Below are 21496 nucleotides of genomic sequence, written 5' to 3'. Positions count from 1 at the left end.
GGCTCAGCCTCCCGCCGGTGGCTCGGGGACCACGGCGACCTGCACGCCCTGGATCTGCACACCGCCGTCGGGGCGGGACACCGGCAGCCCGGCCGGGCTGCGGATGAGCCGCTGGACGATGAGCACGTCGTCGTGCAGCTCCAGCTTCACGAAGTCGCCGCCGAGGTCGATGCCCACCGACGCGAAACACTCGCGCAGCTGGGTCAGGGTCACGCTCTCCGGGTCAGCCATCGGTTCTCCTCCTCGCCTCGTTGCGCCGCGCCACCGTGTCCGGGTCGCACACGTGGCCGGCGTCGGTCAGCGGCGGCTGGTCGCCCTCCCACAGGTCGCCCCACCATCCGCAGGTGCGGCAGATCGTCCACCGCAGCCGCTCGCAGCCCTTCCCGCGCCCGGACCGCCGGCAGGCGTACCCGTGGGCGAGCACCAGGTCCGGCGCGAGGATCGTCACGCTCATGCCGGCACCAGCTCCCCGGCGACGGTGGCGGCCAGGTGCTCGCGTAGCTCGTCGACGTCGTGCCGCGCGCCCGTGACGAGCAGCCCGCCGATGTACGCGGCCAGCGCCGCCGTCAGCTTCTCGTCATCGACGTCGAGCTTCGCCGCGACGGCCGGCACGGCCGTCCACGCTCCCTCGAGGAGCCGGGGCACCGACGCGGGCGCGGCCGGGCGCACCGTGTGGTACTCCCACGCCTTCAACCCTTGGTGCCGGTACCTCTCCCGGCCCAGCGCGCGCTTGCCGGCGATCTCCAGCGCCCGCAGCGCCAGCACCTCGCACGCGGCGACGAACGGCGCGCTCATCGGCCCGGCCGCCGCAGCGGCGATCGCGTTCTGCTCGGGCGGGCCGCGGTCCTCGGTGTCGCCGGGCGGCGGCGGCTCCGTCGCCGGATCCTCGTCGGCGGGCGGCTCCCCGCCGGGCAGCTCGCCCTGGCTCGGCTGCGGCTTCAACGCCTCCGGGTCGAGCCGCACGCTCACCCCGGCGACCTCCAGCAGCCGGGTCACCAGCAGCGGCCCGGCCGCCGGCACCGTGCGGATGATCTCCAGCAGCCGCCGCAGCTCCCGCTCCTCGTCTGTCGGCTTGTCGTCGTCGCCGAAGCCCGTCTCCCGGCGCAGCGCGTCCCCGGACAGCTCGCCCAGCCCGTACAGGTCCTTCGCGTCGGCGCCCTTATCCGGCGTCTGCGTCAGCTCGCTGGTGTCGTACCAGACGATCCACCGGCGCGGGTCGGCCACACCCTGCGCGCCTTCCAGCGCCGGCCACAACATCTGCTCGGTCAGCGCCGCGCAGAACAACTCCAGCTTCGACTCGACGTGGTACTTGATCGTCGCCTCGTCGGTCATCCAGGCACCCCAGTGGTTGGCCTGCGTCATGCCCAGCAGCATCTCCGGCGGGGCGTCCAAGCCCAGCGCCAGCCGCCGAATCGCCCCGTCCAGCATCGCCGGCACCGCGCTGCTCAACTCCGTGGCGAAGCTCATCAGCCGGGCCTTCTCCAGATGCTCAGCGGGACCCTGCACCACGATCGGGACGAGGGCGGCCACGCTGTCGCGATCCTTCACCGCGGTGGTCATCGCCTCCGTCAGCGTCGACAGGAACGACGACACCCCGTCCTCGGCGTCCTCCTCCTGCTCGGGCGCGACGAAGCTCAGCTCATTGGGCAGCAGCAGGATGCCCGCCCCGGCCAGCCGTGAGTCGATCTGCGACTGGACATACTGCGTCAGCCGCTCGATCAGCCGCAGCACCCGCCGGTTGGACTGCACCTGGCTCGACGGCAGCGCGTGCTTGCGGGGGCTCGGCACCCAGATCCGCACGATGACCGTCTCTTCAGGCTCCAACTCGCGCGCCCCGTCGCCCTGGTCGAGGACGTACTTCCCGGCCCGCTCGGTCAGCTCCTCCACCGACGCGATGAACCACCGCTCCCGGTCGGTGGCCTTGCCCTCGGCGTCGCGCTCCGGCTCGCCGATCAGGTAGCACTCGCCCGGCACACCGAGCTGGATCCCGGCGTCGCGCAGCAGCTCGGCCTGCGGGCCAGGCCCACCGAGGAACGTCTCGTTGACGCCCGCCGGCGCCTGGTCGGGCGTCTCCATCGGACGGCCCTCGTCGTCGACCTGCGTGATGTACAGCCGGGCCCGGCCCATCGCCTTCGCGATCAGGTCGACGAGGAACGCGAACTCACCGCACTCCTCGTAGTGCCGCCACGCCTCGTCCTGCCACTGCTGCTTGGTGACCTTGCGCAGGCTGCCGCTGGACTCGTAGCGCATCTTCGCCGCCGACGCGACGACCGCGGTCGCCTTGCCGACCGCGCTGTCGACGTTGGGCTTCGTGCCCCACCACGCCATCCGCTACTCCTCGGGCTCGGCGCGCACCAGCAGGCCGGTCGCGTAGGAGAGTGCGAGGGCAATGCTCGGCACGTCGACCCACCAGCGCCCGGACCAGCGCGGCACGACCGACAACGCCCACCAGCCAGCTGCCGCAGGGACGGCGATCCACACCGACAGGCACCAGCGGCAGAAAAGCAGGTACGCGATCGGGCTGCCATCGGGCAGCCGCCGCGCCGCCGCCTCACGGGCCGCGCGGGTGATCTCGTCGGCGGTGACCAGCCTCGTCAGCCGGGCGACCACAAACAGCACCACGAAGATCTGGACGAAGCCCACCACACATATGAGCATAGGCGGAGGGACTGCGACCGCATACACAGGCAACGAACGACGGCAGCGGTTCGAGGAGCGCTTGGCGCAAACCGGCCCCGCTGGCTAGCTCGCCTACGCCGACGAGTCGGATGGCCGACAGGCAACTTTGAAGCTGCTTTGCCATGATCAAGGTATGAAGCGACCCCTCGCCGCGCTGGCGGCGGCGCTCCCGCTGCTCGCCGTTGCCAGCTGCAGCGCGGACCATGAGCCGCAGGCTACCGGCAGTTCTACGCCGTCCACCGCAACCACCTCGGCCAGCCCGTCTCCGTCCCCCAGCGAGTCTCCTTCCCCATCGCCCGTCGCAAGCACGAGCCCGCCGGCGCCAACCCAGCCGAAGCTGGGCCAGAAGCAGGTGACTGAACTGGGCGACATCACCGTCTACAGCATCAAGTTCCCCGTCCAGGCGCAGAACGACGTGGCTACCCGCATCCGAACCAAGGGCATGCAGTTCGCGGTCGCCGACATCAAGGTGTGCTCCAACGGGACGGTGAACGCCGACGGCTACGGCTTCAGCGTCAGCGATTTCCAGCTCGTGGACACGGACTCCCGCGCATACACCTTTTGGAACGTGCAGGTGGGCGCGCGGTCACCCAACCTCACCGACACCGTCAGCTCAGTGGACACCCCGCGGAAGGGCGCCTGCAAGCGCGGCTGGCTGACGTTCGAGTTGCCACCGAAGACGCGGATCGAGTCGGTGGAGTACTCACCGTACGATGGCACACCGCTCGTCTGGACCGTCCCATCGCGCTGATGGTCGCCGCCGTCTACTGGCGATCGAGCACAGTCTCATCGGCATATCTGCCCATCGGTCGCGGCCGATCCTGCTTGTCCTGCCGCCATGGCTCGAGGTGCAGCTCTGGACTCAGGGCTGCACCCCGAAGATTGCCTGCGAAGGAGCCGCCGTGCCCTTGCTTGGGCTAGTCGATGGAAGCCGGACCGTTAGCTCCTTGCTCTCGGATGAGGAGTGGCAGTCGCTCAAGGCGGACGTTCGCGCCGGCCGAAGGCACGTGCTGCTGCCTACTGCGGCCTCGCTGGCTACCTACGAACCAGCAAACTCGGCGTCCGGCACTTTGCTCACAAGAGCGCCGGAGACTGCGCCAGCCATCCCAGCGAGACCGGTCAGCATCTCCGCGCCAAGAGCATCATCGTCGCGGCCGCTCGGACGGCTGGATGGGACGCCGAGCCTGAAGTACGCGGAAGCAACTGGGTCGCGGACGTCCTCGCGGTCCAAGGCGCCCGCAAGGTCGCGTTCGAGGTGCAGTGGAGCGCCCAGTCGCGCGACGAGTACGAGCGGCGGCAAGCCAAATACAAGGCCGAGGGCATCCGCTGCGCATGGTTCAGCCGCCACGATCGCAGCGTTACGCCGTCGAGCGCCGACGTGCCCGTGTTCCATGTGAGCGTCACCGACGAGGCTGTCACGACATCCATCAGCGGCATCCAAATGCCGCTCGCCGACGCGGTGATCGCTCTCCTCAAGGGGCGAATCCGCTTCCGAGATCATGTCAGCAACGGCCAACCGGCGACCATGAACGTTACGTGCTTCAAACATCCCTGCTACCGCTGCGACAGCATGTCCATCGTCTGGGCGGTCGACGGTGAGACGATCATCGGCCCGTGCGGCACGACCGCCGAACATCGGGAGGACGGAAGCATATGGGGCGATGAAAAGCCAGAGGCAGCCGCGGAAGTCCGTCGCGCCGTGCTCGCCGAAGCCCGCCGCCTCCGCGTATCTCCAGCCAAGCTCGGTCGGCGCTACAGCAAGACCGTCGGCGACTTCTATGTGGCCTTCGCCTGCCCCCAATGCAACGCCTTATTCGGGGACTACTTCCTCAGAAACTTCATGCTCGAACAACGCATGTGTGGAGACATCAGAGGCATCGCGCTCCCAGGCATGCGCCGCAAAATCGAAGGACCGCATTGGTGCATCGACGTGGGCCGGGGCCATTGCGCTACTAGCACCCCTTCAACGACACAGCCTTGAACGGTAGCCAAGGTGACCTGATAGAGACACGCCTCCGCTGCGGCGAGTAGGCTCCAAAACGCCGTTTGTCCGATCACGAGCTACGCTGAGCAGCGCTAGCCTGCAAGCGCTGCCCGCTTCAGGGGACGTCAGGGGGTCACCAGCCCTCCCTTCACCCTGATCTGGACAGGTGGCCGGAAGGATCCATGGCTGCATCCAACGGGGTAGACCCATTCAAAGGGCTTCGCCGGCGGGTTCGCGTAATAGTCGGCAAAGCAATTGGGGTCATGCCAACACTTGTTCTCGGCGTTGTTGCAGGCGGAGCACAGGAGGCCGCGTACGAGGAAGGTGTCATGGCAATGGTCTATCGATTGGGGTGCTCGACGGTGGCAGGCGGCGCATCGTCCGTTCTGTAGGGGGTAGAGCACGTACCAGATGAACCACTTGGGTGGCCGCGGGGTCGGCCACGACTTGGGCGCTGCTGCTGGAAATTCTGCAAACCCTGGCCAATGCACTGCTGGCCAGCCCTCTGCTAGTCCGCTCACTGGGTGTGGAGCACAGCGAACGGCTCGTGGCGTGGAGAGTATCGGCTGCCTCTCCATTGGCGCCGACAGCGCTGGGGCAGGTTCCTGCCCTCGGGCATGATCGCAGAGCGGGATGCCGGTCGCCGGATGCAGGGGGTGCCAGAACCCGTCTTCTCCGAGGCCGGCCTCGGTTGCAAGAGGTAACGGATCGCTCGGAAGCATCTCCGGACACGTACCGGTGCGGTGGTAACGGCTTGTCAGAACTTCCTCTGCACCTCTCAGCCGGTCCACTACTTCCGCAAGGATTTCGGGGTCGACGAGGACGCGTAGGCGCTCTGCAAGAGCGAACGCGTCATCCGTCGGAAGCGTGACCCTCTTGACGGCCACGGCCCCTCCTCAATGCAGGCGAGCAGGACCTCGCATCCTGTACGTCGAACGGTTCGATATCAGCCCTAGAAGTCGTCGTCTTCGACGCGTACCTGTGCACCGAGAGCCTGAGCCTTGGCCTCAATCTGCCCCTGGTCCCCTTCGGCGGTCACCAGGGTCAGGTCGAGGCTCAGCAGCTGATGGTCGGCGGGGTTGGCACTGTCGATGACCTTCGCAAGCTCCTTGAGTAGCTGCCAGGCCTGGTCGCGCTTGTCCGCACCGGTGATGCTGCGATTGGTCAGCTCGATCTTGTACCGCTTGTACACGGTCGGCCCAGAGGGCTGCGGCGGCGTGGGGTCGGGCTGGTCAGGGTCGGCGCGGTACTCGTCGCCCCCGAAGAGGGTGGCGCCACCCCCGTCCCCCCCGGGCCCGACGAGGGCGGGCACCGTCGTGCCAGCAGGTTGTGTGCGCGGCTTTGGGATTGGGCTTGGCTGTTCGACTCGGCGGCGCAGCGACTGGCTGATCGAGTTGATGGAGATCTGTCCAGGGCCGGTGATCGACAGCGGGTTCCCGTCCGCGTCGATGAGCTCCCAGCCGGTGGTCAGCAGCCCGAACAAGACGCGTCGGATCTCGTCCGTGGAGGTGACCAGCGGGAATGACGGGTTCTTGTAGAACGACTGCACGACCTCGCGTGGGGTCAGCGCACGATTGAAGCCGTCGAGGAGCGCGGCCAGGTAGCTGGCGGACAGCGCCGTGGGCAGCGTCGCTCGACCCGCCTCCACGAGCGCGGTCCATACGTGGCCGCCATTGAGCGCGGTCCTGCTATCGTCGTCGAACCGCTTGAACTCGACGTACAGTTCCCCGGCACGAACCAGGTAGGCGTAGTGCTGGTAGGCCCGTTCGACGTCGCGGCGCAACTTCCCCGCCGCGTCGTCGTGCTTGCTGCGGGCGTCCCGGAGTTCGTCCTCGGTGTCGTCGGTGAGCTGCTTGATCACCTCGCGCCAGGCCAGAACCTCCGCAGCCCGCTTCAGTGCAATGTCGCGGCGCTGGGTATTCACACAGACGACCACGCAGCTGGCAGCGTTGTCGACGCGCAGCGGGTGGTCACCGAGCCCGAGCAGTGCGGTGATGTCGTCACGGCTGGCCGAGTCCTTGCCGTTCAGCAGTGTCCATCGGCGCGGATCCAGCAGCACGAGACGGTTCTCGGCACTGTCGACGCCCTCGAACACCTTGTCCAACGGCGCCCGGTCGTCAGCGGGCTTGTCTACAAGCACGAGGTCGTCGAAGGTGCCCTTCGACGCTAGCCGCTGCGCCTCCCGCCACACCAGCTCCCCACGGGCCTCGGGCGGCACCAACGCCATCGCAGCGGTGAAGTACATCCGCAGTGTCTGCTTGATGGACAGGTGCCATCTTGCTGGCGCGTTCGTTGGCGTGGTGACCTCCAGCGCGCCAAGACCCTCGTCGCCGGTGAGCTTGTTGAACACCTCGTCGGCGGCAGGATAGGGCACCGCGGCACCAGCCGGCCCGAAGATGGCAGCCAACAGTTCTGCCTTCGTCGCACCGCGCCGGCCTTGAGGCCGGCCAACGATCGAGTAGCACAGCAGGGCGGTAGCCATCCGGACGGCTGGCGCGGGCTGCGCGACGGCCACGCCGTCATGACGAAGCGCTGCGTCGACGACAACGGCGCGACCCGTGCGGCCGTCCGTGCTGGTGACGTCGGTGCTAGCGACCGCCCGGTAGCCCTGGATGGCCCGGTCATTGCCGAGCAGCAGTCCAGACGACAGCAACTGCTCAAGGGCCACCGTAAGCGGAATGTCGCCGACGCCGATCAGTGGCGGCGACCACCGCCCGGCCTTGTGCTCGGTCACCCAATGCAGGGCGGTGCGGGCGAAGATGGCGACGGTGGAACGGACCCGCTGGAATCCGCTGACCTGCGCCCACTCCTCGCGGACCAGCCGCATCAGCTCAGGATGGAACGGATAGCTGGCCCCAGTCCTCTCCTCGAAGCCGGACAGGCCACGGTTGGGTCCAAGCTTTTCGAACGCCTTGTCGCGCCAGGCCTGCTCAGCCGCGGCCACGTACCGGCGGGCCAGGTCGTGGATGGGCAGCTCACCGTCGGGAAGCTCGAACAGCCGTCGGCGGATGATGGCGGAGAAGTCCTGCGCCTCGGTGACGGCGACGGTCTGGCCGTTACGGACAAGCCGAGCAGCGACATAGTCCCGGAAATCGAGAGCCTGCGGAGGGTAACCGCGCTCGTCCAGTTCCGAGCGGATCATGACGACGACGAACGCCACCCGGGGCACGTCGTCGCAGGCGTCCAACAACGCGTTCAGAAACGCCTTCTCGCTCGGCATGGTGTCGATGTGCGCCGCGTCGGAGAGCGCCAGGACGTAGTCCATGAGCTCGTCCAGCAGGATGAGCACCGGCCGGCCGTTCTCAGTCAGCGCCTGCTGGATCGTGCCCTTGTTCGGGCCGGCGGCAACGTAGCGCTTGTAGCGATCCATGTCGCCGCCGACCAGCGCCCACACAAACCGCTCGAACAGGTTGGTCGCCGGACCGAACACCTCGTTCGTGCTCCCCGGGCTGAAGTAGTCCGCAGTCAGCGTGACCACGGTCGCGCCGGCGAGGTCCACGGCTGCCGCCCCCCGTGCCGCCTCCTGGTACACCCGCTGGCCGAGCTCGGTGGCGAAGAACTCCTCCGGGCTGTTGGCCATGTGGTACAGCCCGACCAGGGCGTGGCTCTTACCGCCACCCATCCCCTGGTCGAGGTGGAACAGGGCCGGAGCGTCGGCTCCGGTGCCGAGCCGACGGGCGACCCGGGCGAAGAACCCGACGAGGTTCGGGGTGGGCTCCGTGATGTCGCCGTAGTAGCCGACCTTGCGGTAGGGCACGTCGATGGTCTGGTAGACGGCCTTGTACAGGCTCATCTGCAGCTCGCCGATGGATCCGTCGGAGGCGCGCACCTCGGGGCGCAGCTCGAGGACGTCCGCCCAATGGGGAGAAGTTGTGGCGGTGGTTGTCACGACAGGTCCTCCTCGAAGGGCAACGGCAGCTGGGCCTGGGCTTCAGCCTCTCTCTCAGCGGCCGCGGCGGCGTACTGAATCATGGTGCCGATGGTTCCGGCGTTGCGTTGCACCGCCGTGAGTGCCTTTGCGACCGGGTCACTTGCTGGCAGCTGCCGCACTATCTCGGCGACGACTGCCCACAGGTGTGCGTCGTTGGCCTGCCTGTCTGCCTTCGCAAGCATGGCGGCCACCGCTTCGCTGCCGCCTTCTTCCCAGGCCTTCGCCATTACCCGGGCGATCTCGAAGGTCGAAGACCGGTCGCTGAACGAGTCTGGGGCGTCCAAGCGCAGCTTGAACCCGCTCTTGCTTTCGGTCAGCAGTGCACCGCGCATGTCCTCCAGCCGCAGGTTGTCGGCCTGTGCGAGGAACCGGGCCTCCCCCTTCGGGACGTCCGTCCGGCCGTAGAGCCGCTGCCAGAAGACGGCGAACCGGGTCGGGGCGTCGAAGGTCTCCAAGGGCAACTGGTCGAGCTTGAGCGCGGTTGCGTCTCGCACGGAGGTTCGCGCCAGGGTGAGGTAGCGGTCGAGGCTGGCCTGTTCACCGTTTGGCAGCAACACGGAGCTGTACCGGCCGTAGACCTCCATCGCTGGGCCGTACGCAGCCATGAGCTGATCGGTGAGCGCCAGGCCGTCGGCGTCCCACTGCTTCACCGCGGCCTTAGCAGCCGTCGCGACTTCACGGTCAACCTGCGCCGCGGTAGCGATGGGCCGCTGCGGGGCCGCTACCCGGCACCCGATCGTGACCGTCACCTTGATGCTGGCGACGCCCGTGTTCGATGTCTCCGTTCGCGACGGCCACGCGCTGGTTACGACGAAGCCAGCGTCACGCAGAGCGCCCAGCAAGCGGAGCCAAGCGTCAGGGTCGGAGTGACCGAAGACGACGACAAGGTGCCCGTCGGATCGAAGTACCCGGCGTGCTTCGTGGAATGCCCGGGAGAGCGACCGCTCATAGAACTCGCGGTCGTGCCGGACGCCGCCGTTGAATACGCGGCGGACGATGATCTCGTCATCCTTGTTCTGCAGATCGGGAGCGACCTCGGTGCCGATAGTCTCGGCGAACAGGTCCGGCTGAACGTCGACGAGGATCCGGCGCAGCCACACGTAGAAGTAGTCCGATGCGTCGGAGTACTCGATCATGTCGTAGTACGGGGGGTCCGTGACCACGGCATCGACGGTGCCGTCGCGGAACGGCAGCGCCATCGCATTCGCCTGCCGAAGCCGAGCAGGTTTGCCCCTCGCGCCACGGACGTGAGCAGCGAGCGATTTCAACCCTGTCTCCGAAATGCTGCGCCACGTTCCTGGGCCACCCTCGATACCGGCCTCGAAGAAGTCGAAGTTGAACGCCAGGCTTGCCTCGTTCGAGAAGATGTGGTCGATCTGGACCCGGTTCTGACTGGTGCCGTCGGGGCGTCCGTGGGGGTGGAGGCGGGCGCCACGCGTCGCCCGCTTGATCATCCGCATTAAGGTCGCGGCAGTGAAGCTCGCAAGTGCGTGCGCGTAGTCGTCGGACGCACCCGCCGCGAGCACGTCCTCGTGGCAAGCCCGGATTTGCTGGGCCAGTGTGGCAAACAGCAGCGTCTGCCGGTCGCACATGAGCTGGCCATAGTTGGTGTAGCCGTAGCCGCTGGCCATGACGGTGTGCACATTTCCGGCGGGGATGGCCTCGTCGGGGATGGCCGTCAGTTGCCCGGCCATTGGCAGCGTGCGCGGGTTGGCTGTCAAAGCGGCCTGCCGCTCGTCGTCCCTCAGGACCCGGAAATGCTTCTTGATATCGGCGTCGCCGGCGGCGAAGTCGGCGGCAACGAGTGGCTCGTCGCGGTACTGGTCGGCGAAGCCCTTCGCCTTGACGGTCTCCAAGCTGTGCACGTGACTGCAGAAGGGGCAGCGCGCGCTTTTGCCCTTCTTGCCGGCCGAGGCGTAGGTCGGCTGGCCGGTCGCCGGACCATCGACGACGTCCACACGCCAGGTGTCCCCGTCGGTGACCAGGCTCATCGATTGACCGAGGTCCTGAGTGCGGTGATAGGGCTGACGCAGCGTGTAGCTACCGAGGAGCGGGAATCGCCGACGGCACTGGTCACAAGGCATCGTCACTGTCCAGAGGTAGCCCCATGGTCGGCGACCGTCCGGGTTCACCGGATAGAAGTCGGCAAGCGCCTCGCGGGTCCGCCGGCCGACCTCCTCGTGAAATAGCCGTACGTCGACAACCAGTCGGTCGACACTGACCAGCTCCAGAGGAGCGTCGCTGTTGAACGGCAGCGGCGGTTCGGCGGACCAGTCCCGCATCGCCCAGTCGGCGAGGAGGCGTCCGGCGAGCGTGGCCACCGGGCTCAGATCGGTGCCGACGGCCTTTGCGCCTACTCGTGCCGCCTCGAGCGGGATGATGCCGCGACCGGAGAAGATATCGACGACCACGGGCGTGCGGCCTTCGTAGTTGTCGGCCACGCATTCCGCCAGCCTGTCGAACGCCTCGGAGGAGCCAGTGCGCACGGCGGCCTCGACAAACTTCCGGAGCCCATCGTCGTTCGGTAGCAGCGTCGTGAGGACAGCGGCGCGCGCCTGAGCGATGGGACGGGACGCGAACCACGGGAAGATCGCCTTCTCGCTACGGCCCGACCCGGCGGGCGTCCCAACGGCAGCGTCAACGGCGGTGCAGGGGAACCAGTGGTCGATCAGCCGCTCGCGCACGTCGCCTGCCCTGCTGGAATCGGCCGGCGCGTAAGTCGGCTTGACCTCGTCGACACTCATTGCTCGCCTTTCATCAGCCGTCTCAGGTCGGCCACCTTGATCTGGAACCGTTCGATGCGCCGCGCCCCGGTGGACAGCTGCCCGGCGGGATCCTGCGCGCGGACGACGACCGTGGGCGCGGTCGCGCAGTTGATGACAACGTATAGCCAGTAGTCCTGGCCGCGTTGCTGAGCCTGCGCCCACTCGTGCTGCTCGAGCCACACCGCCTGGAGATTGCTTTGGAAGCCCTTCACCTCGACCAGGCGTTGCTCGCCAGCATTGCGGTGGCGGGCGAACAGGTCGTAACCGACGCCGGCGGTCTGCCGGTCGTCAACGGCGTAGCCGAGGCGCTCGAGCTCGTCGAGGACGGTCGCTACGGCGGCGCGCTCGCTGTCGGGGTCGTAGCCGAGCTCGGCGCTGCGGGCGCCGGCGACGACGTGCGCCCAACCGACGAGGCGGGGGGCGGTGCCGGTGACCTTGCCGATGTCCTCGAGCTGCCGGACGCGCTCGGCCTTCAGGACTGCGAACTGCTCGCGCCGCTCGCGGCGGAGCTCGGCAGGAAGCTCGTCAAGCTCGTCGAGGTAGCGATACTCGACCTGGTCGAGCTGCTCGCGGGCCTTCTCCACCCACGCCGTCCGTTCGGCACGCTGCCGGTCGACCTCCCGCGCCAGGGCTGCCTGCGCCTGTGCCAGCCCCTCGATGCGCATGGCTGGCGTGAGAGTGCCGCCAGCGGCGTCCGCGGTGCCGGGCCGCAGGGTCATCAGCGATTCCCAGGCCACCTCGAACGCTCCAGCGCCGGAGAAGCGGATAAGCAGCGGCGCCTTGCGGCGTAGCCGTCGGAGGCCGTCGTGGACTTCGACCTCAGAGTCGTAGACGAGCAGCGTGTAGCCGGTCAGGGCGGCGGTGTCGACCAGGTGGGTGCCGCGGATCAGCTCAGCCTCACCGTCGTGCAGCGCAAGGTCGACCAATTCGGCGAATGGTTCCTCAGTCGGGCCTAGAACGACGACGTCATCCAAGCCCTGTGAGCCGTCGTTGATCGCCTGTCGCACTGATGCGCCGTCTGCGGCGACAAGACGCTGGGTAGAGCCGCCGAGCGCGGCTGGCAGGGGGGCACGGGAGGTGATCTCGCGGATCCCCTTCGCCGGCCCCGGCCCGAGCAGCCAGCCGTGGGAGCGGGCGAGCTGGTCGAGGAACGCATCCACGATGACCGGGTTGATGGCCTCAAGCCGGTCGGCGCGGAACCGAGCCATCGCGGCGTCGGTGTTCGCCGGTGTGTGCAGCCTGTCCTCGTCGGCAACGAGTTCGCGGGCGGCCGCGAGCAACTCCTGCGCGCCGGGCATCGAAATGCGTCCTGCGCCGCCGGCCTTCTGCGCCTCGACGAGCGCACGGCCGTAGTCGAACCCGGCACGGGCGGCGGTCGCGTCCAGCAGGTCAAAGATCCGGCCGCCGAGCGCGTCGCCGGCGTTCTCGAGGTTTTGCAGCATGACCTCTTGGACACGGCCTTCCCGGGTCGCGGGCGCGACCAGGTGGTAGATGTGCACCGGCCGGGTCTGGCCGATGCGATGCAGTCGGCCCATGCGTTGTTCGAGGCGGACCAGCGACCAGGGGATGTCCCAATCGATCATGACGTGGGCGCTCTGCAGGTCGATGCCCTCGCCGCCGGCGTCGGTGCTGATCAGCACCTGGAAGTCGCCGTCGAGGAACCGCTGCTGCAGCTGGTCACGTTCCCGGTGCCCCACGGCGCCCTCGAGCGTTTCGACAGTGAAGCCAGCGTCGGCGTACGTGCCGGCTAGCCAGCGCGCGCTGTCGGCGAACTCGGTGAACACCAGCAGCTGGCCGTCCCCGGGGCGGATCCCGTGCCGCTCCATCAGCTCGCGCGCCCGCAGCCATTTGGTCGGCATGCCGGTGGCGGTGGCCAGCCGGAGCGCCTCCAGGACAGCTTGGATCCGCTCGAGTTCTTTGGCCTTGTCCTTGCTGCGGGCAGAGACGACCGCGTCCTCGGCGCGCTGCCACGCCTCGTCGTCGGCGACCTCGAGCTGCAGGTTGACCCCGTCACCGACGAACTCTTCGGGGACCGGCGCGTCGGAGCGGCCGCTCGCCGGGCCGCGCAGCGCCGCCTCGCGTCGGCGGATGGTGGCTGCGGCCGCTACGACGGACGACGCGGCGCGCTTGCCGTAGATGGACCGTGCGAGGGTTGCGTTCTCGCCGTAGAAGTTGTCGACGTAGTCCATGACCGCGGTGTAGGCCGTCTCCTCCGCGCCGGTTAGGTCGACCGGGACGGTCTCGGCGTACCGCGGCGGAAAGAGCGGTTGGCCCTCCAGGTCCTTGAGCTCCTCCTTCATTCGGCGAAGGAACGACAGGGTGCTCGGCCGCAGCGCCGTTTCGTACTCGGTCTGCCGCGGGTCCCATGGATAGAGGGTGGGGTCGAGGAGGTTGAGCAGTCCGCGGAAGAAGTGCTCCTTGCCCCGGTGCGGTGTGGCGGTGAGTAGCAAGAGATGGTGGGTGCGGGCCGCCAGTTCCCGGGCCGCGGTCAGGTACTGGGAGGTAGGGGTCAGCCTGTGCGCCTCGTCGAAGACCGCGAGCGACCAGGAGGCCCGGGTGCCTGCAACCTTGCGCCGCACGTCACGGTTGTAGGTATACAGATCGACCGAGACGACCCACACGCTGACGCGCGGGTCGAGATCCTTGGGGTCGCGGGCGAGCTCCGGCGTGAGCCGGTCAGCCTCGATGGCGAAGTACCGGCGCAGGTCCCGCCGCCACTTCTCCACTAGGTGAGCGGGGACGACGATGACGGTGCGCCCGGGGATCAGCCCGCGGCGCGTCCCCTCGGCTATATACATCCCGGTCATGATGGTCTTGCCGGTGCCGGGCTCGTCAGCGAGCAGGAAGCGAAGGCGCGGCTGGGCGAGCATGTGGGTGAAGACAGCCTCGTCCTGGTGCGCATACGGTCGCAGCGGCCTGGTGGCCAGCACTGCGGAACGGATGCGGGGTACCGCGTACTGCATCCAGCGGCCCCACAGGCCGGTCAAGGCGCGCTCCGGGTGTCCCCCGGCGTCGTTGACGGGCACTAGAGCGCGGCGCAGGTCGTCGGCATCCAACGACGCCTCATCTAGCGTGCCATCGCTGCGACGGAAGACCAGATCGGCCCCGGACAGGTTCGGCGTCACCGCCAGCAGCGTGACGAGCTGGCCATCGACGGTCAACTGCGCGCCTGGATCAGGCACAACGCTCACGTGCACACCCGTCACGGCCCCTCCCGTCATCACGTGCGGCGCGGTCTTTCCCGGCAACGCCCGCAGCACCGGAATGGCGGCCGTCAGCATACTCTCGCCGACCGGCGAATTGGATCCCCCGGGTCCGCCAAAGTCCGCCCTCGCCCACCGTGGTCTACGTCCGCGATGGATGTCAACCACAGCGAAGCGCGGGGCGGCATGATGGCCGGATGGCGGCAGTAGAGGCGTGGTTCCTGGGCGGACCGGTCGACGGGAGACTGATGCCCGTGGAGGTCGCCGCCGACGGCAGCCCACCGGCGGTGGTCAAGCTGCCTCAGACTGACTTCTACGTCGGGGCAGGCGACGTCGCCGCGCCTGCGGTGGAGCACGTCTACGTCCTCGCGGACAGGCTCGATGACGTCGAGGTCTACCAGTACCGGCAGCCCGCTTCGGAGGCGGCCGGCTAACAGCTACCGTCGACGGAACGGCTCGTGTCGCCTTCGAGACACTGCTTGTCTGAGGGCAACCAATGCCGCTGATGATCACTAAGATCCACGCGCATGACCGACGTGCGCGGGCCGTCGTCGTGTCAGGGGTATTGAGCCATTCGCCCTGCCCGATCTGCGCCCGCGGCGCCATGCCGGTCCGGCACGATCGCGGCAGGGGGCCGGATGAGCACGGTGCGCAGCCAGGGCGGCTCGGCCCGGCCGGGGTGACCCTCGGCCGGGCCGAGCCGGTGCTGCGCAGGCCGGTCGCCCCGATGCTCGCGGCCCCGGTGGACGCGGTGCCGCAGGGGCCGCGCCTGGCCTACGAACCCAAGTGGGACGGCTTCCGCGCTATCGCCTTCGTCGAGGCGGCCGGCGTCTACCTGCAGTCGCGCGCCGGCAAGAACCTGACCCCGTACTTCCCGGACATCACCCGGGCGATCCGCCACACCTTCCCGCCGGGGGTGATCCTCGACGGTGAGCTGATCGTGTGGGATCGGGGGCGGACCAGCTTCGCCCGGCTGCAGCGCCGGATCACCGCCGGCCGGGGCCTGCTGATGATGGCGCGGGAACACCCGGCGCACTACGTCATGTGGGATCTGCTGGCCGACGCCGGCGGCCACGTCGTGATCAACGCCCCGCTGTTCGAGCGGCGGGCCCGGCTGGCGGAGCTGCTCGAGGCCGCGCCCGCGCAGCTGACCCTCACGCCGCAGACCACCGACATGGACGAGGCCGGCGACTGGCTGACCACCTACACGGCGGCCGGGATCGAGGGGGTGGTCGTCAAGCGCCTCGACAGCCGGTACGAGCCCGGCCGGCGCGGATGGCAGAAGTTCCGGGTGCGCGCGGCGACCGAGGCGATCGTCGGCGGGGTGACCGGCAGCCTCGGCAACCCGAGCACCCTGCTCCTCGGCCGGTTCGATCGACGGGGATCCCTGCGCTACACGGGAAGGACTCACCCGTTGGCGATGGTCCAACGCCGGGAGCTCGCGGCGCTGCTGTCCCCACCCCGGCTGCAACGCCGGGGCATCGTCGCGCACCCCTGGCCGCAGCCGCTGCCCGCGAGCTGGATCGGGCAGCTGGACCGGCCCGAGCCGTTGCGCTACGTGCAGGTGGAGCCGACGGTGGTGGCTGAGATCGAGGTGGACACCGCCTTCGAGCACCGGCGCTGGCGCCACCGGGTCTGGTTCCTGCGTCCGCGGCTGGACCTGTCGGTGTACGACGTGCCGCTGTTGCTCGGCGAGGAGGCCGACCCGTTCTGGGACGCCGCAGCCGGAGCGTGAACAAGTTGGTGGCTCAACGGCTGACGGCCGGGTCACCAGGTCGGGTGTTTCTCGAGCTGACCGGGTGTGTGGGTCAGGCCAGCCGGAGGACCGTTGCCCGAGGCAAATTGTGCCAGAGTGGAAAGTATTGCGCTCAACTAACCGGGCAGCACGAACCAAGACCTGGGAGAACACCACTCAATGACCACCCCCTACGACCCTGCGCAGAACCAGCCGCCGGCCGGCCAGCAGCCGATGCCGCCCACCGCTCAGTTCCCGCAGGTGCCCGCCGGCCAGTTCCCGCCGCCGGCGCCCGGGCAGTTCCCTCAGCAGCCCGGCCAGTTCCCGCCGCCGCCCGGCACGCCGGCGCCCGCCGCCCGCAAGCGGCCCTGGCTGATCCCCACCCTCATCGGCATCGGCGCGTTCGTGGTGCTGTGCTGCGGCGGCTCGACGGTGATGGGCCTGGTCAGCGGCGACGACAAGAAGACCGATGTGTCCGCCAGCAGCGACATCCCCGCTGCCAGCCCCAGCACCTCCGCCCCCGCTGCCGTCGCCCCGAGCACGTCGGCCCCCACGCCGGCCAAGCCGGAGCCGGCGGAGACGACCGCGGCGCCTGCCCCTGCCAAGCCGAAGACCTTCGGCGTCGGCGACAAGGTGCGCGGCGGTGACTTCGAGTTCACCGTCAACAGCGTGAAGTGCGGGATCTCCCAGGTGGGCAGCAAGTACCTCAACACCAAGGCGCAGGGCACCTTCTGCAAGGTCAACGTGACCGTCAAGAACGTCACCAAGAGCGCGCACACCTTCCACGCCGACGGCACCCTCACCGCCCAGGACGGCGCCGGCCGCGAGTACGAGGCCGACGGCGAGGCCGGGATCTACGGCAACAGCGACGGGCAGGGTTTCCTCGACAAGATCAACCCTGGCAACTCGGTGAAGGCGAACGTCTACTTCGACGTACCCAAGGGCACGAAGCTCAAGACCATCACGTTCGACGCCGGCCTGTTCACCCTCGCCGAGGACGCCGTCGTCACCCTCTGACCGGCCGCCCGCAGACAAGTGTGACCTAGCGACGACAGCCGACAGCCCCGGAGATCCTCCGGGGCTGTCGCTGATGTGGCGACCCTGATTGCCTTGCTGATTCCCAGCGGGTCATCCTCACCGGACATGCTCTCCCGCATCTGCGCCAAGCTACGGCCGGCGATCGTGGTGCTGATGTCCGCCCAGGGCCAGCCGGCCCCGGACATCGACCACCGGCGGGTGGCGGGTGTGGGCAGCCGACTGGCCGCCCTGGTGCGGTCTGCACGTCCGGGCAGATGCCTGCCGTTGAGCGCCAACCGCCAGCGACCGGCCGGTTAGGTCAGAGACTCCCGCCGCCCACGCCGCGGCTGTCGATGTTGCTGCCGTCCGTCCGGTTCCGGTGGTCGTCGAGCCGGCGGCGGGCCTCGGCCGACGCCTGCAGGTCACGCACCTGACGGCCGTCGACGGGGGTCCGCCGGCTGCGGCGCCACAGTCCGGCCGCAGCCACGGCCGCCGCGATGATGATCAGAAGGATGAGCCACCGCATCTCGACCTCCGCATGTGAGCTGCCTACGTCCAGTGTGCGCAGCCGGTCAAGGGCCCGACCCGCGGTCGGTGCAGGACTAGTGAGTCCGTCGGTGGTTGGACTCTCGCCGGATTGCCTCCATGAGATCCCGCCAGGTGTCAGCCGAGGTCTTCTGGTCGACCATCGACCGGGCGGATGCTGGCGCAACCAGCGCGCGAAACCGAAAACCGCATTCGCCACCGGATCCAAGATCCGCCACCCGGATTACCCGGTCAAGGCTGCATGACGAGGAACTAGTCGCTGGAGTCGGGCTTGGCGAGCATTGGCAGGATCCCGGTCATCGACAGCACACGCTGGACATGGCCGGTGGGATTGACCAGGGCGAGGCTGACGCCCCTGTCGGTGGCACGGCCGTGGGCGTTGACGAACGTGTTCAGCACGGTGGAGTCGATGAAGCTGACCCGCGCCAGGTCGACGTGGACGCGGGGCGCGCTGGCGATCGCCGCCTGCAGGACGTCCCCCAGGGGGCTGCTTGCGGCGATGTCGAGTTCGCCGAACAGCGCCACGACGGCGGTGCCGTCGCTCACTGTTGTCTCCGACTGCCACGTCTGTTCCACGCCGAGCCTCATCCGCTCGACTGTAGCCCGGGGAGGCGGGCGGTGACGGTTGCTGTCGTCCCGTGCGGCCCGCTGTCGATAACCAGGCTGTCGGTGAGCTGCTGGGCCAGCCACAGACCCCGGTGGCCCGGGGTTCCAGGGCGCGGCAACGCGATCGGAACATCCTCTGTTCCAGGACCGTGGTCTATGACCTGGCAGGACAGGGATACGGCGTCGCACAGCAGGCGGAGGCGTCCGCTGCCGCCGCCATGGCGCACGACATTGGTGACCAGCTCGTGCACGGCCAGGACGAAGTCTTCCAACCCGTCACCGGCGAGACCGGCCGCGCCGGCAGACGCGGCGACGGCGTGCCGCAGCCGCGTCACCGCCACCTCGGTGATCGACTCCGACAACAGAGTCACGCCCCGGACATCGTCCGGATCGCCCCCACCGGCCCCAACGGGGCCACGCCAGCTCACCTGCGCACCGTACATGCGGTGGATGACCACCGCATGCGATGGGGCGTCGTTGCGACCGCTTCATGGCCTGCCGCAGCCTGGCTTAACCGGCGCCGCTTCTGCAGGTGCCGCGAATCCTGCCTGGTATGTTCCCCCGATGCGCCAGTGACCGGTTTGGGAGGTCGGAGTGCGCGACCACCATCCGGCGCGGGTATGCCCCTCGACCCCCGGGGTTCCCATATGGCGCACAGGAAGGCCCCGTTCCCCCCCAGAACGGGGCCTTCCGCGCGGCGAGCAGCCGCCGGCATTCGCCACCCGGCCAGCTCGGATCGAGCAGACAGTTGTCTATCCGCGCTGCTGTCTATCCGCGCGGCTGATGGCGTCGGATCTGCTCCGCGAGCACTGCAAGGCGCGCATGAATTCGGCCAGCTCAGGGCAGCGCGCGGTCCGATTCGACGATCACTCGGACCTGGCAACTTGATCCAGCAACGCGCGGCCGGCACCCGAGGTCTGTTGTCTGTTCGTCCGATGAGCTGGGTGGACTTTTGGCTGATGGTGAGTAAGGTCGTCTAGCTGTCCGCACCTGTGCGTTCAGAGGAGGCCGGCGACCGTGGCCGAGAGATCGACTGCTCGCCCCGCCGATGGGGCTGCCCAAGACGACGACCCAAGTGAAATTGACAGCTGGATCGCTGACCTGTCGCGGCCGGCAGCAAGCGACTCCGACACGTACGACGAGTGGTCGGAGGCCGCCGCGCCGCAGTGGCGCGAGGACGTGTCGGACCCGTACGAGGAGTCGTACCAGCCCGAGGACACGGAGCGCGAAGCGCGGCACGCAAGACACCGGCCGGACCAGCAGTACGAGGAATACGAGCAGTACGACGGGGCCTACGGTCAGGACGAGTACGCGTTCCGGGGGTCCGACCGGGTGGCAGAACCCGCGCCGGCGGGCTACGAGTCCGACCAGACCTACCGGTACGACGAGCACGAGCAGGCCTCGTGGGAGGAACGGCGGGCCGAGGCGCCGTACGGACCGAGGGATGCCGGTCCGGTGCGCGAGGACGCGTATGTCGGGCTGCAGGACACATACCTCCCACCGGACGTGGGCTACGCCCAAGAGGAGCATCTCCCGCACGACGATTACGGCGGCCTCAACGAGTACCGCTACGGCGGGTCCGCCCAGCAGGATCCCGAGGCGGTCGACGACGCTCCGACCCAGGTGCTGCACCCCCTGGAGCTTGGTGCCCGCCCGCGGCCGGCCGGTCGGCGGCGCTGGCTGATCGGGGTCGGCGGGCTCGCGGTGGGGGCGCTGGCCTGCGCCATGGCGTTTACCTGGGGGTCGGGCGGGCCGCCGGAAGGCGCGCTGCCGCTAGTGATAGCCACCGTCCCGCCGGAGGCGTCTGAGGAGCCGGTTGCCCTCCCGGAGATGCCGACGGCGCCGCCGAGTTCCGCGACCCCGCCCAGCTCCTCCGCCACGCCCAAGACCACACCGAAGGTCACCCGTTCGCCCAGCGTCGCACCGTCGGTCACCCGCCCCGCCGCGCCGCCCCCGACACGCGCCGCGCCGGCGCAAACCCGAAGCGCGAGTCCGCTCCTGGTCGGGCCATCGAGCAACGGCGGGGTGGCGAACATGGCTCAGGAATACTGCGATCGGCACGCTGGCGGGAGCTCCGCGGAGCCCCGCAACGACGGCAGATGGCAATGTACGAGGCTTCTCTCTGTTTCCGCCGTCGACATGGACGTCGCCTGCCGCGACACGTACGGTTCGGACGCCTACGCACGAACATCGAATCCTGGCGATCCATACGCCTGGCGGTGCTACCGGTGACCACCGGCGCCGCGCCGAGCAGGTTTCCGGCCTGCTCGAACATCTGTACGAGTAGTCTGCCCTCGTGGAGTGGCGCACGCGCTGGCACATCGCGATCCGCTGGGACCGGGCCGAGAACTCGCCCGCCGGCGTGACGCTGGTGGAGCGCGTCGTCGACTCCACCGCCGGGCTGCGCCGTCTGGTCGACCGGGCCCGCGCCGACCCGCACGTGGTCGCCTTCCCATACCGCCAGGTCCGCGAATTGGTAGGCGACGAGCCGCAGCTCTGCCGGGCCGGGCACCCATACTCGGGCGGGTCGGCGACCTGGCCCGTGCGTGACTGGTGGCCGTGCTCCTGCGGCGGGCACCTGGTGCTGCGGTGCCGCCGCTGCCCAGACGTGCTGGCGGACCCGCCCGTGGACGCAGACTGCGACACGAAGGGGCGGGCCATGGACTCGCCGTGACCCGCCCTGGTTGGTCCGTTGAGCGGACTAGCCTCGCGTCGCTGGTCCGCTCAGCGGACTAGCCCAGCTTCCGCGGTCGGCCGTCGCCGCCGCCGAGGTGCCCGATGACGCCGCCGCCGCGCTGCCGCTGCACCTGCATGGCGCACACCATGCACAGCACCACCGCGCCGTCGCCGAGCAGCGCCCGCGCCTGCCGCTGACGCGGCCCGATCCACACGCCCGTCCCGCACTTCTCGCACGTCGCCAGCGCGTGCTCGACGGTCGGCGCGTACTCCGGCACTCCGGTGCCCTCCAGCAGCGCGTTCAGGTTCGTCGGCGGGCAGCCCAGGATCGCCCGGTCCCCGATCTCCATGTGG

Annotated in this window: 20 protein-coding genes and 1 pseudogene; 9 read left to right on the top strand and 12 right to left on the bottom strand. The window is 68.9% G+C overall.

What is annotated here, in order from left to right:
- Positions 1 to 3: 3 nt before the first annotated feature.
- The 4 genes from ACNAVT_RS14970 to ACNAVT_RS14955 are packed head-to-tail and all read right to left on the bottom strand — an operon-like array spanning position 4 to position 2646.
- On the bottom strand, positions 4 to 231 hold the full coding sequence (locus ACNAVT_RS14970) for a hypothetical protein (protein ID WP_416296646.1): 228 nt from the start codon (positions 229 to 231) through the stop codon (positions 4 to 6).
- Positions 224 to 454 carry a hypothetical protein gene (locus ACNAVT_RS14965; protein ID WP_416296644.1) on the bottom strand — a complete coding sequence of 77 codons (231 nt, stop codon included), beginning with the start codon at positions 452 to 454 and terminating at the stop codon, positions 224 to 226. Before ACNAVT_RS14965 ends, ACNAVT_RS14970 begins: the two co-directional genes overlap by 8 nt.
- A complete protein-coding gene (locus ACNAVT_RS14960; RefSeq protein WP_416296642.1) occupies positions 451 to 2328 on the bottom strand; it encodes a hypothetical protein in 1878 nt (625 codons plus the stop codon). The genes ACNAVT_RS14965 and ACNAVT_RS14960 overlap by 4 nt, the downstream gene beginning before the upstream one ends.
- 3 nt (positions 2329 to 2331) lie before the next feature.
- Positions 2332 to 2646, bottom strand: coding sequence for a hypothetical protein (locus ACNAVT_RS14955; RefSeq protein ID WP_416296640.1), 315 nt, complete (start codon positions 2644 to 2646; stop codon positions 2332 to 2334).
- Positions 2647 to 2812: 166 nt separating this feature from the next.
- Here ACNAVT_RS14955 and ACNAVT_RS14950 point away from each other — a divergent pair, with 166 nt between their 5' ends.
- Both ACNAVT_RS14950 and ACNAVT_RS14945 read left to right on the top strand, forming a co-directional pair.
- On the top strand, positions 2813 to 3430 hold the full coding sequence (locus ACNAVT_RS14950) for a hypothetical protein (RefSeq protein ID WP_416296638.1): 618 nt from the start codon (positions 2813 to 2815) through the stop codon (positions 3428 to 3430).
- A 213-nt stretch (positions 3431 to 3643) separates the two neighbouring features.
- The gene (locus ACNAVT_RS14945; protein ID WP_416296636.1) at positions 3644 to 4660 is read left to right on the top strand and encodes a competence protein CoiA family protein; all 1017 of its coding nucleotides are present in this window, start codon (positions 3644 to 3646) and stop codon (positions 4658 to 4660) included.
- A 128-nt stretch (positions 4661 to 4788) separates the two neighbouring features.
- Here ACNAVT_RS14945 and ACNAVT_RS14940 read toward each other — a convergent pair whose 3' ends face one another.
- The 4 genes from ACNAVT_RS14940 to ACNAVT_RS14925 all read right to left on the bottom strand — a co-directional run bounded on the left by ACNAVT_RS14940 (position 4789) and on the right by ACNAVT_RS14925 (position 14640).
- Positions 4789 to 5241: an endonuclease domain-containing protein gene (locus ACNAVT_RS14940; protein WP_416296790.1), complete on the bottom strand. Its 453-nt coding sequence runs from the start codon at positions 5239 to 5241 to the stop codon at positions 4789 to 4791.
- 374 nt (positions 5242 to 5615) lie between these two features.
- Positions 5616 to 8243, bottom strand: coding sequence for a DUF499 domain-containing protein (locus ACNAVT_RS14935; RefSeq protein ID WP_416296634.1), 2628 nt, complete (start codon positions 8241 to 8243; stop codon positions 5616 to 5618).
- A gap of 305 nt (positions 8244 to 8548) precedes the next feature.
- Entirely contained in the window at positions 8549 to 11338 is a 2790-nt protein-coding gene (locus tag ACNAVT_RS14930; RefSeq protein WP_416296632.1) for a hypothetical protein, read from the bottom strand.
- Positions 11335 to 14640: a helicase-related protein gene (locus tag ACNAVT_RS14925; protein WP_416296630.1), complete on the bottom strand. Its 3306-nt coding sequence runs from the start codon at positions 14638 to 14640 to the stop codon at positions 11335 to 11337. Before ACNAVT_RS14925 ends, ACNAVT_RS14930 begins: the two co-directional genes overlap by 4 nt.
- Before the next feature lie 119 nt (positions 14641 to 14759).
- On the opposite strand from ACNAVT_RS14925, the gene ACNAVT_RS14920 reads away from it, so the two are divergent.
- The 4 genes from ACNAVT_RS14920 (at position 14760) to ACNAVT_RS14905 (ending at position 17632) form a co-directional block, all read left to right on the top strand.
- Positions 14760 to 14996: a hypothetical protein gene (locus ACNAVT_RS14920; RefSeq protein ID WP_416296628.1), complete on the top strand. Its 237-nt coding sequence runs from the start codon at positions 14760 to 14762 to the stop codon at positions 14994 to 14996.
- Between the two features lie 131 nt (positions 14997 to 15127).
- Positions 15128 to 16297 (top strand): ATP-dependent DNA ligase, encoded by a 1170-nt coding sequence (locus ACNAVT_RS14915; RefSeq protein WP_416296626.1) that lies wholly within the window; start codon positions 15128 to 15130, stop codon positions 16295 to 16297.
- A gap of 180 nt (positions 16298 to 16477) precedes the next feature.
- Entirely contained in the window at positions 16478 to 17314 is an 837-nt protein-coding gene (locus tag ACNAVT_RS14910) for a DUF4352 domain-containing protein (protein ID WP_416296624.1), read from the top strand.
- Positions 17315 to 17440: 126 nt separating this feature from the next.
- Positions 17441 to 17632, top strand: a complete 192-nt coding sequence (locus ACNAVT_RS14905; protein ID WP_416296622.1) for a hypothetical protein — start codon at positions 17441 to 17443, stop codon at positions 17630 to 17632.
- Between the two features lies 1 nt (position 17633).
- Here ACNAVT_RS14905 and ACNAVT_RS14900 read toward each other — a convergent pair whose 3' ends face one another.
- Entirely contained in the window at positions 17634 to 17840 is a 207-nt protein-coding gene (locus ACNAVT_RS14900) for a hypothetical protein (RefSeq protein WP_416296620.1), read from the bottom strand.
- A gap of 178 nt (positions 17841 to 18018) precedes the next feature.
- Here ACNAVT_RS14900 and ACNAVT_RS14895 point away from each other — a divergent pair.
- A pseudogene (locus ACNAVT_RS14895) lies at positions 18019 to 18105 on the top strand (transposase); the annotation flags it as partial.
- Between the two features lie 7 nt (positions 18106 to 18112).
- Here the strand turns inward: ACNAVT_RS14895 and ACNAVT_RS14890 are convergent.
- Complete coding sequence (locus tag ACNAVT_RS14890; RefSeq protein WP_416296618.1) at positions 18113 to 18448, bottom strand: STAS domain-containing protein; 336 nt, start codon at positions 18446 to 18448, stop codon at positions 18113 to 18115.
- Positions 18445 to 18924, bottom strand: coding sequence for an ATP-binding protein (locus ACNAVT_RS14885; RefSeq protein WP_416296616.1), 480 nt, complete (start codon positions 18922 to 18924; stop codon positions 18445 to 18447). The genes ACNAVT_RS14890 and ACNAVT_RS14885 overlap by 4 nt, the downstream gene beginning before the upstream one ends.
- Positions 18925 to 19483: 559 nt before the next feature.
- On the opposite strand from ACNAVT_RS14885, the gene ACNAVT_RS14880 reads away from it, so the two are divergent.
- Both ACNAVT_RS14880 and ACNAVT_RS14875 read left to right on the top strand, forming a co-directional pair.
- On the top strand, positions 19484 to 20698 hold the full coding sequence (locus ACNAVT_RS14880) for a hypothetical protein (RefSeq protein WP_416296614.1): 1215 nt from the start codon (positions 19484 to 19486) through the stop codon (positions 20696 to 20698).
- A gap of 64 nt (positions 20699 to 20762) precedes the next feature.
- Entirely contained in the window at positions 20763 to 21140 is a 378-nt protein-coding gene (locus tag ACNAVT_RS14875) for a hypothetical protein (RefSeq protein ID WP_416296612.1), read from the top strand.
- A gap of 58 nt (positions 21141 to 21198) precedes the next feature.
- Here ACNAVT_RS14875 and ACNAVT_RS14870 read toward each other — a convergent pair whose 3' ends face one another.
- Complete coding sequence (locus ACNAVT_RS14870; protein WP_416296611.1) at positions 21199 to 21492, bottom strand: hypothetical protein; 294 nt, start codon at positions 21490 to 21492, stop codon at positions 21199 to 21201.
- Between the last annotated feature and the right edge of the window lie 4 nt (positions 21493 to 21496).

This window comes from Micromonospora sp. SL4-19, assembly GCF_047921475.1.
In the GTDB taxonomy this organism is placed as follows: domain Bacteria; phylum Actinomycetota; class Actinomycetes; order Mycobacteriales; family Micromonosporaceae; genus Micromonospora.
Note: the sequence above shows the minus strand (reverse complement) of the source record. Positions and strands in the feature narration are given on the sequence as shown.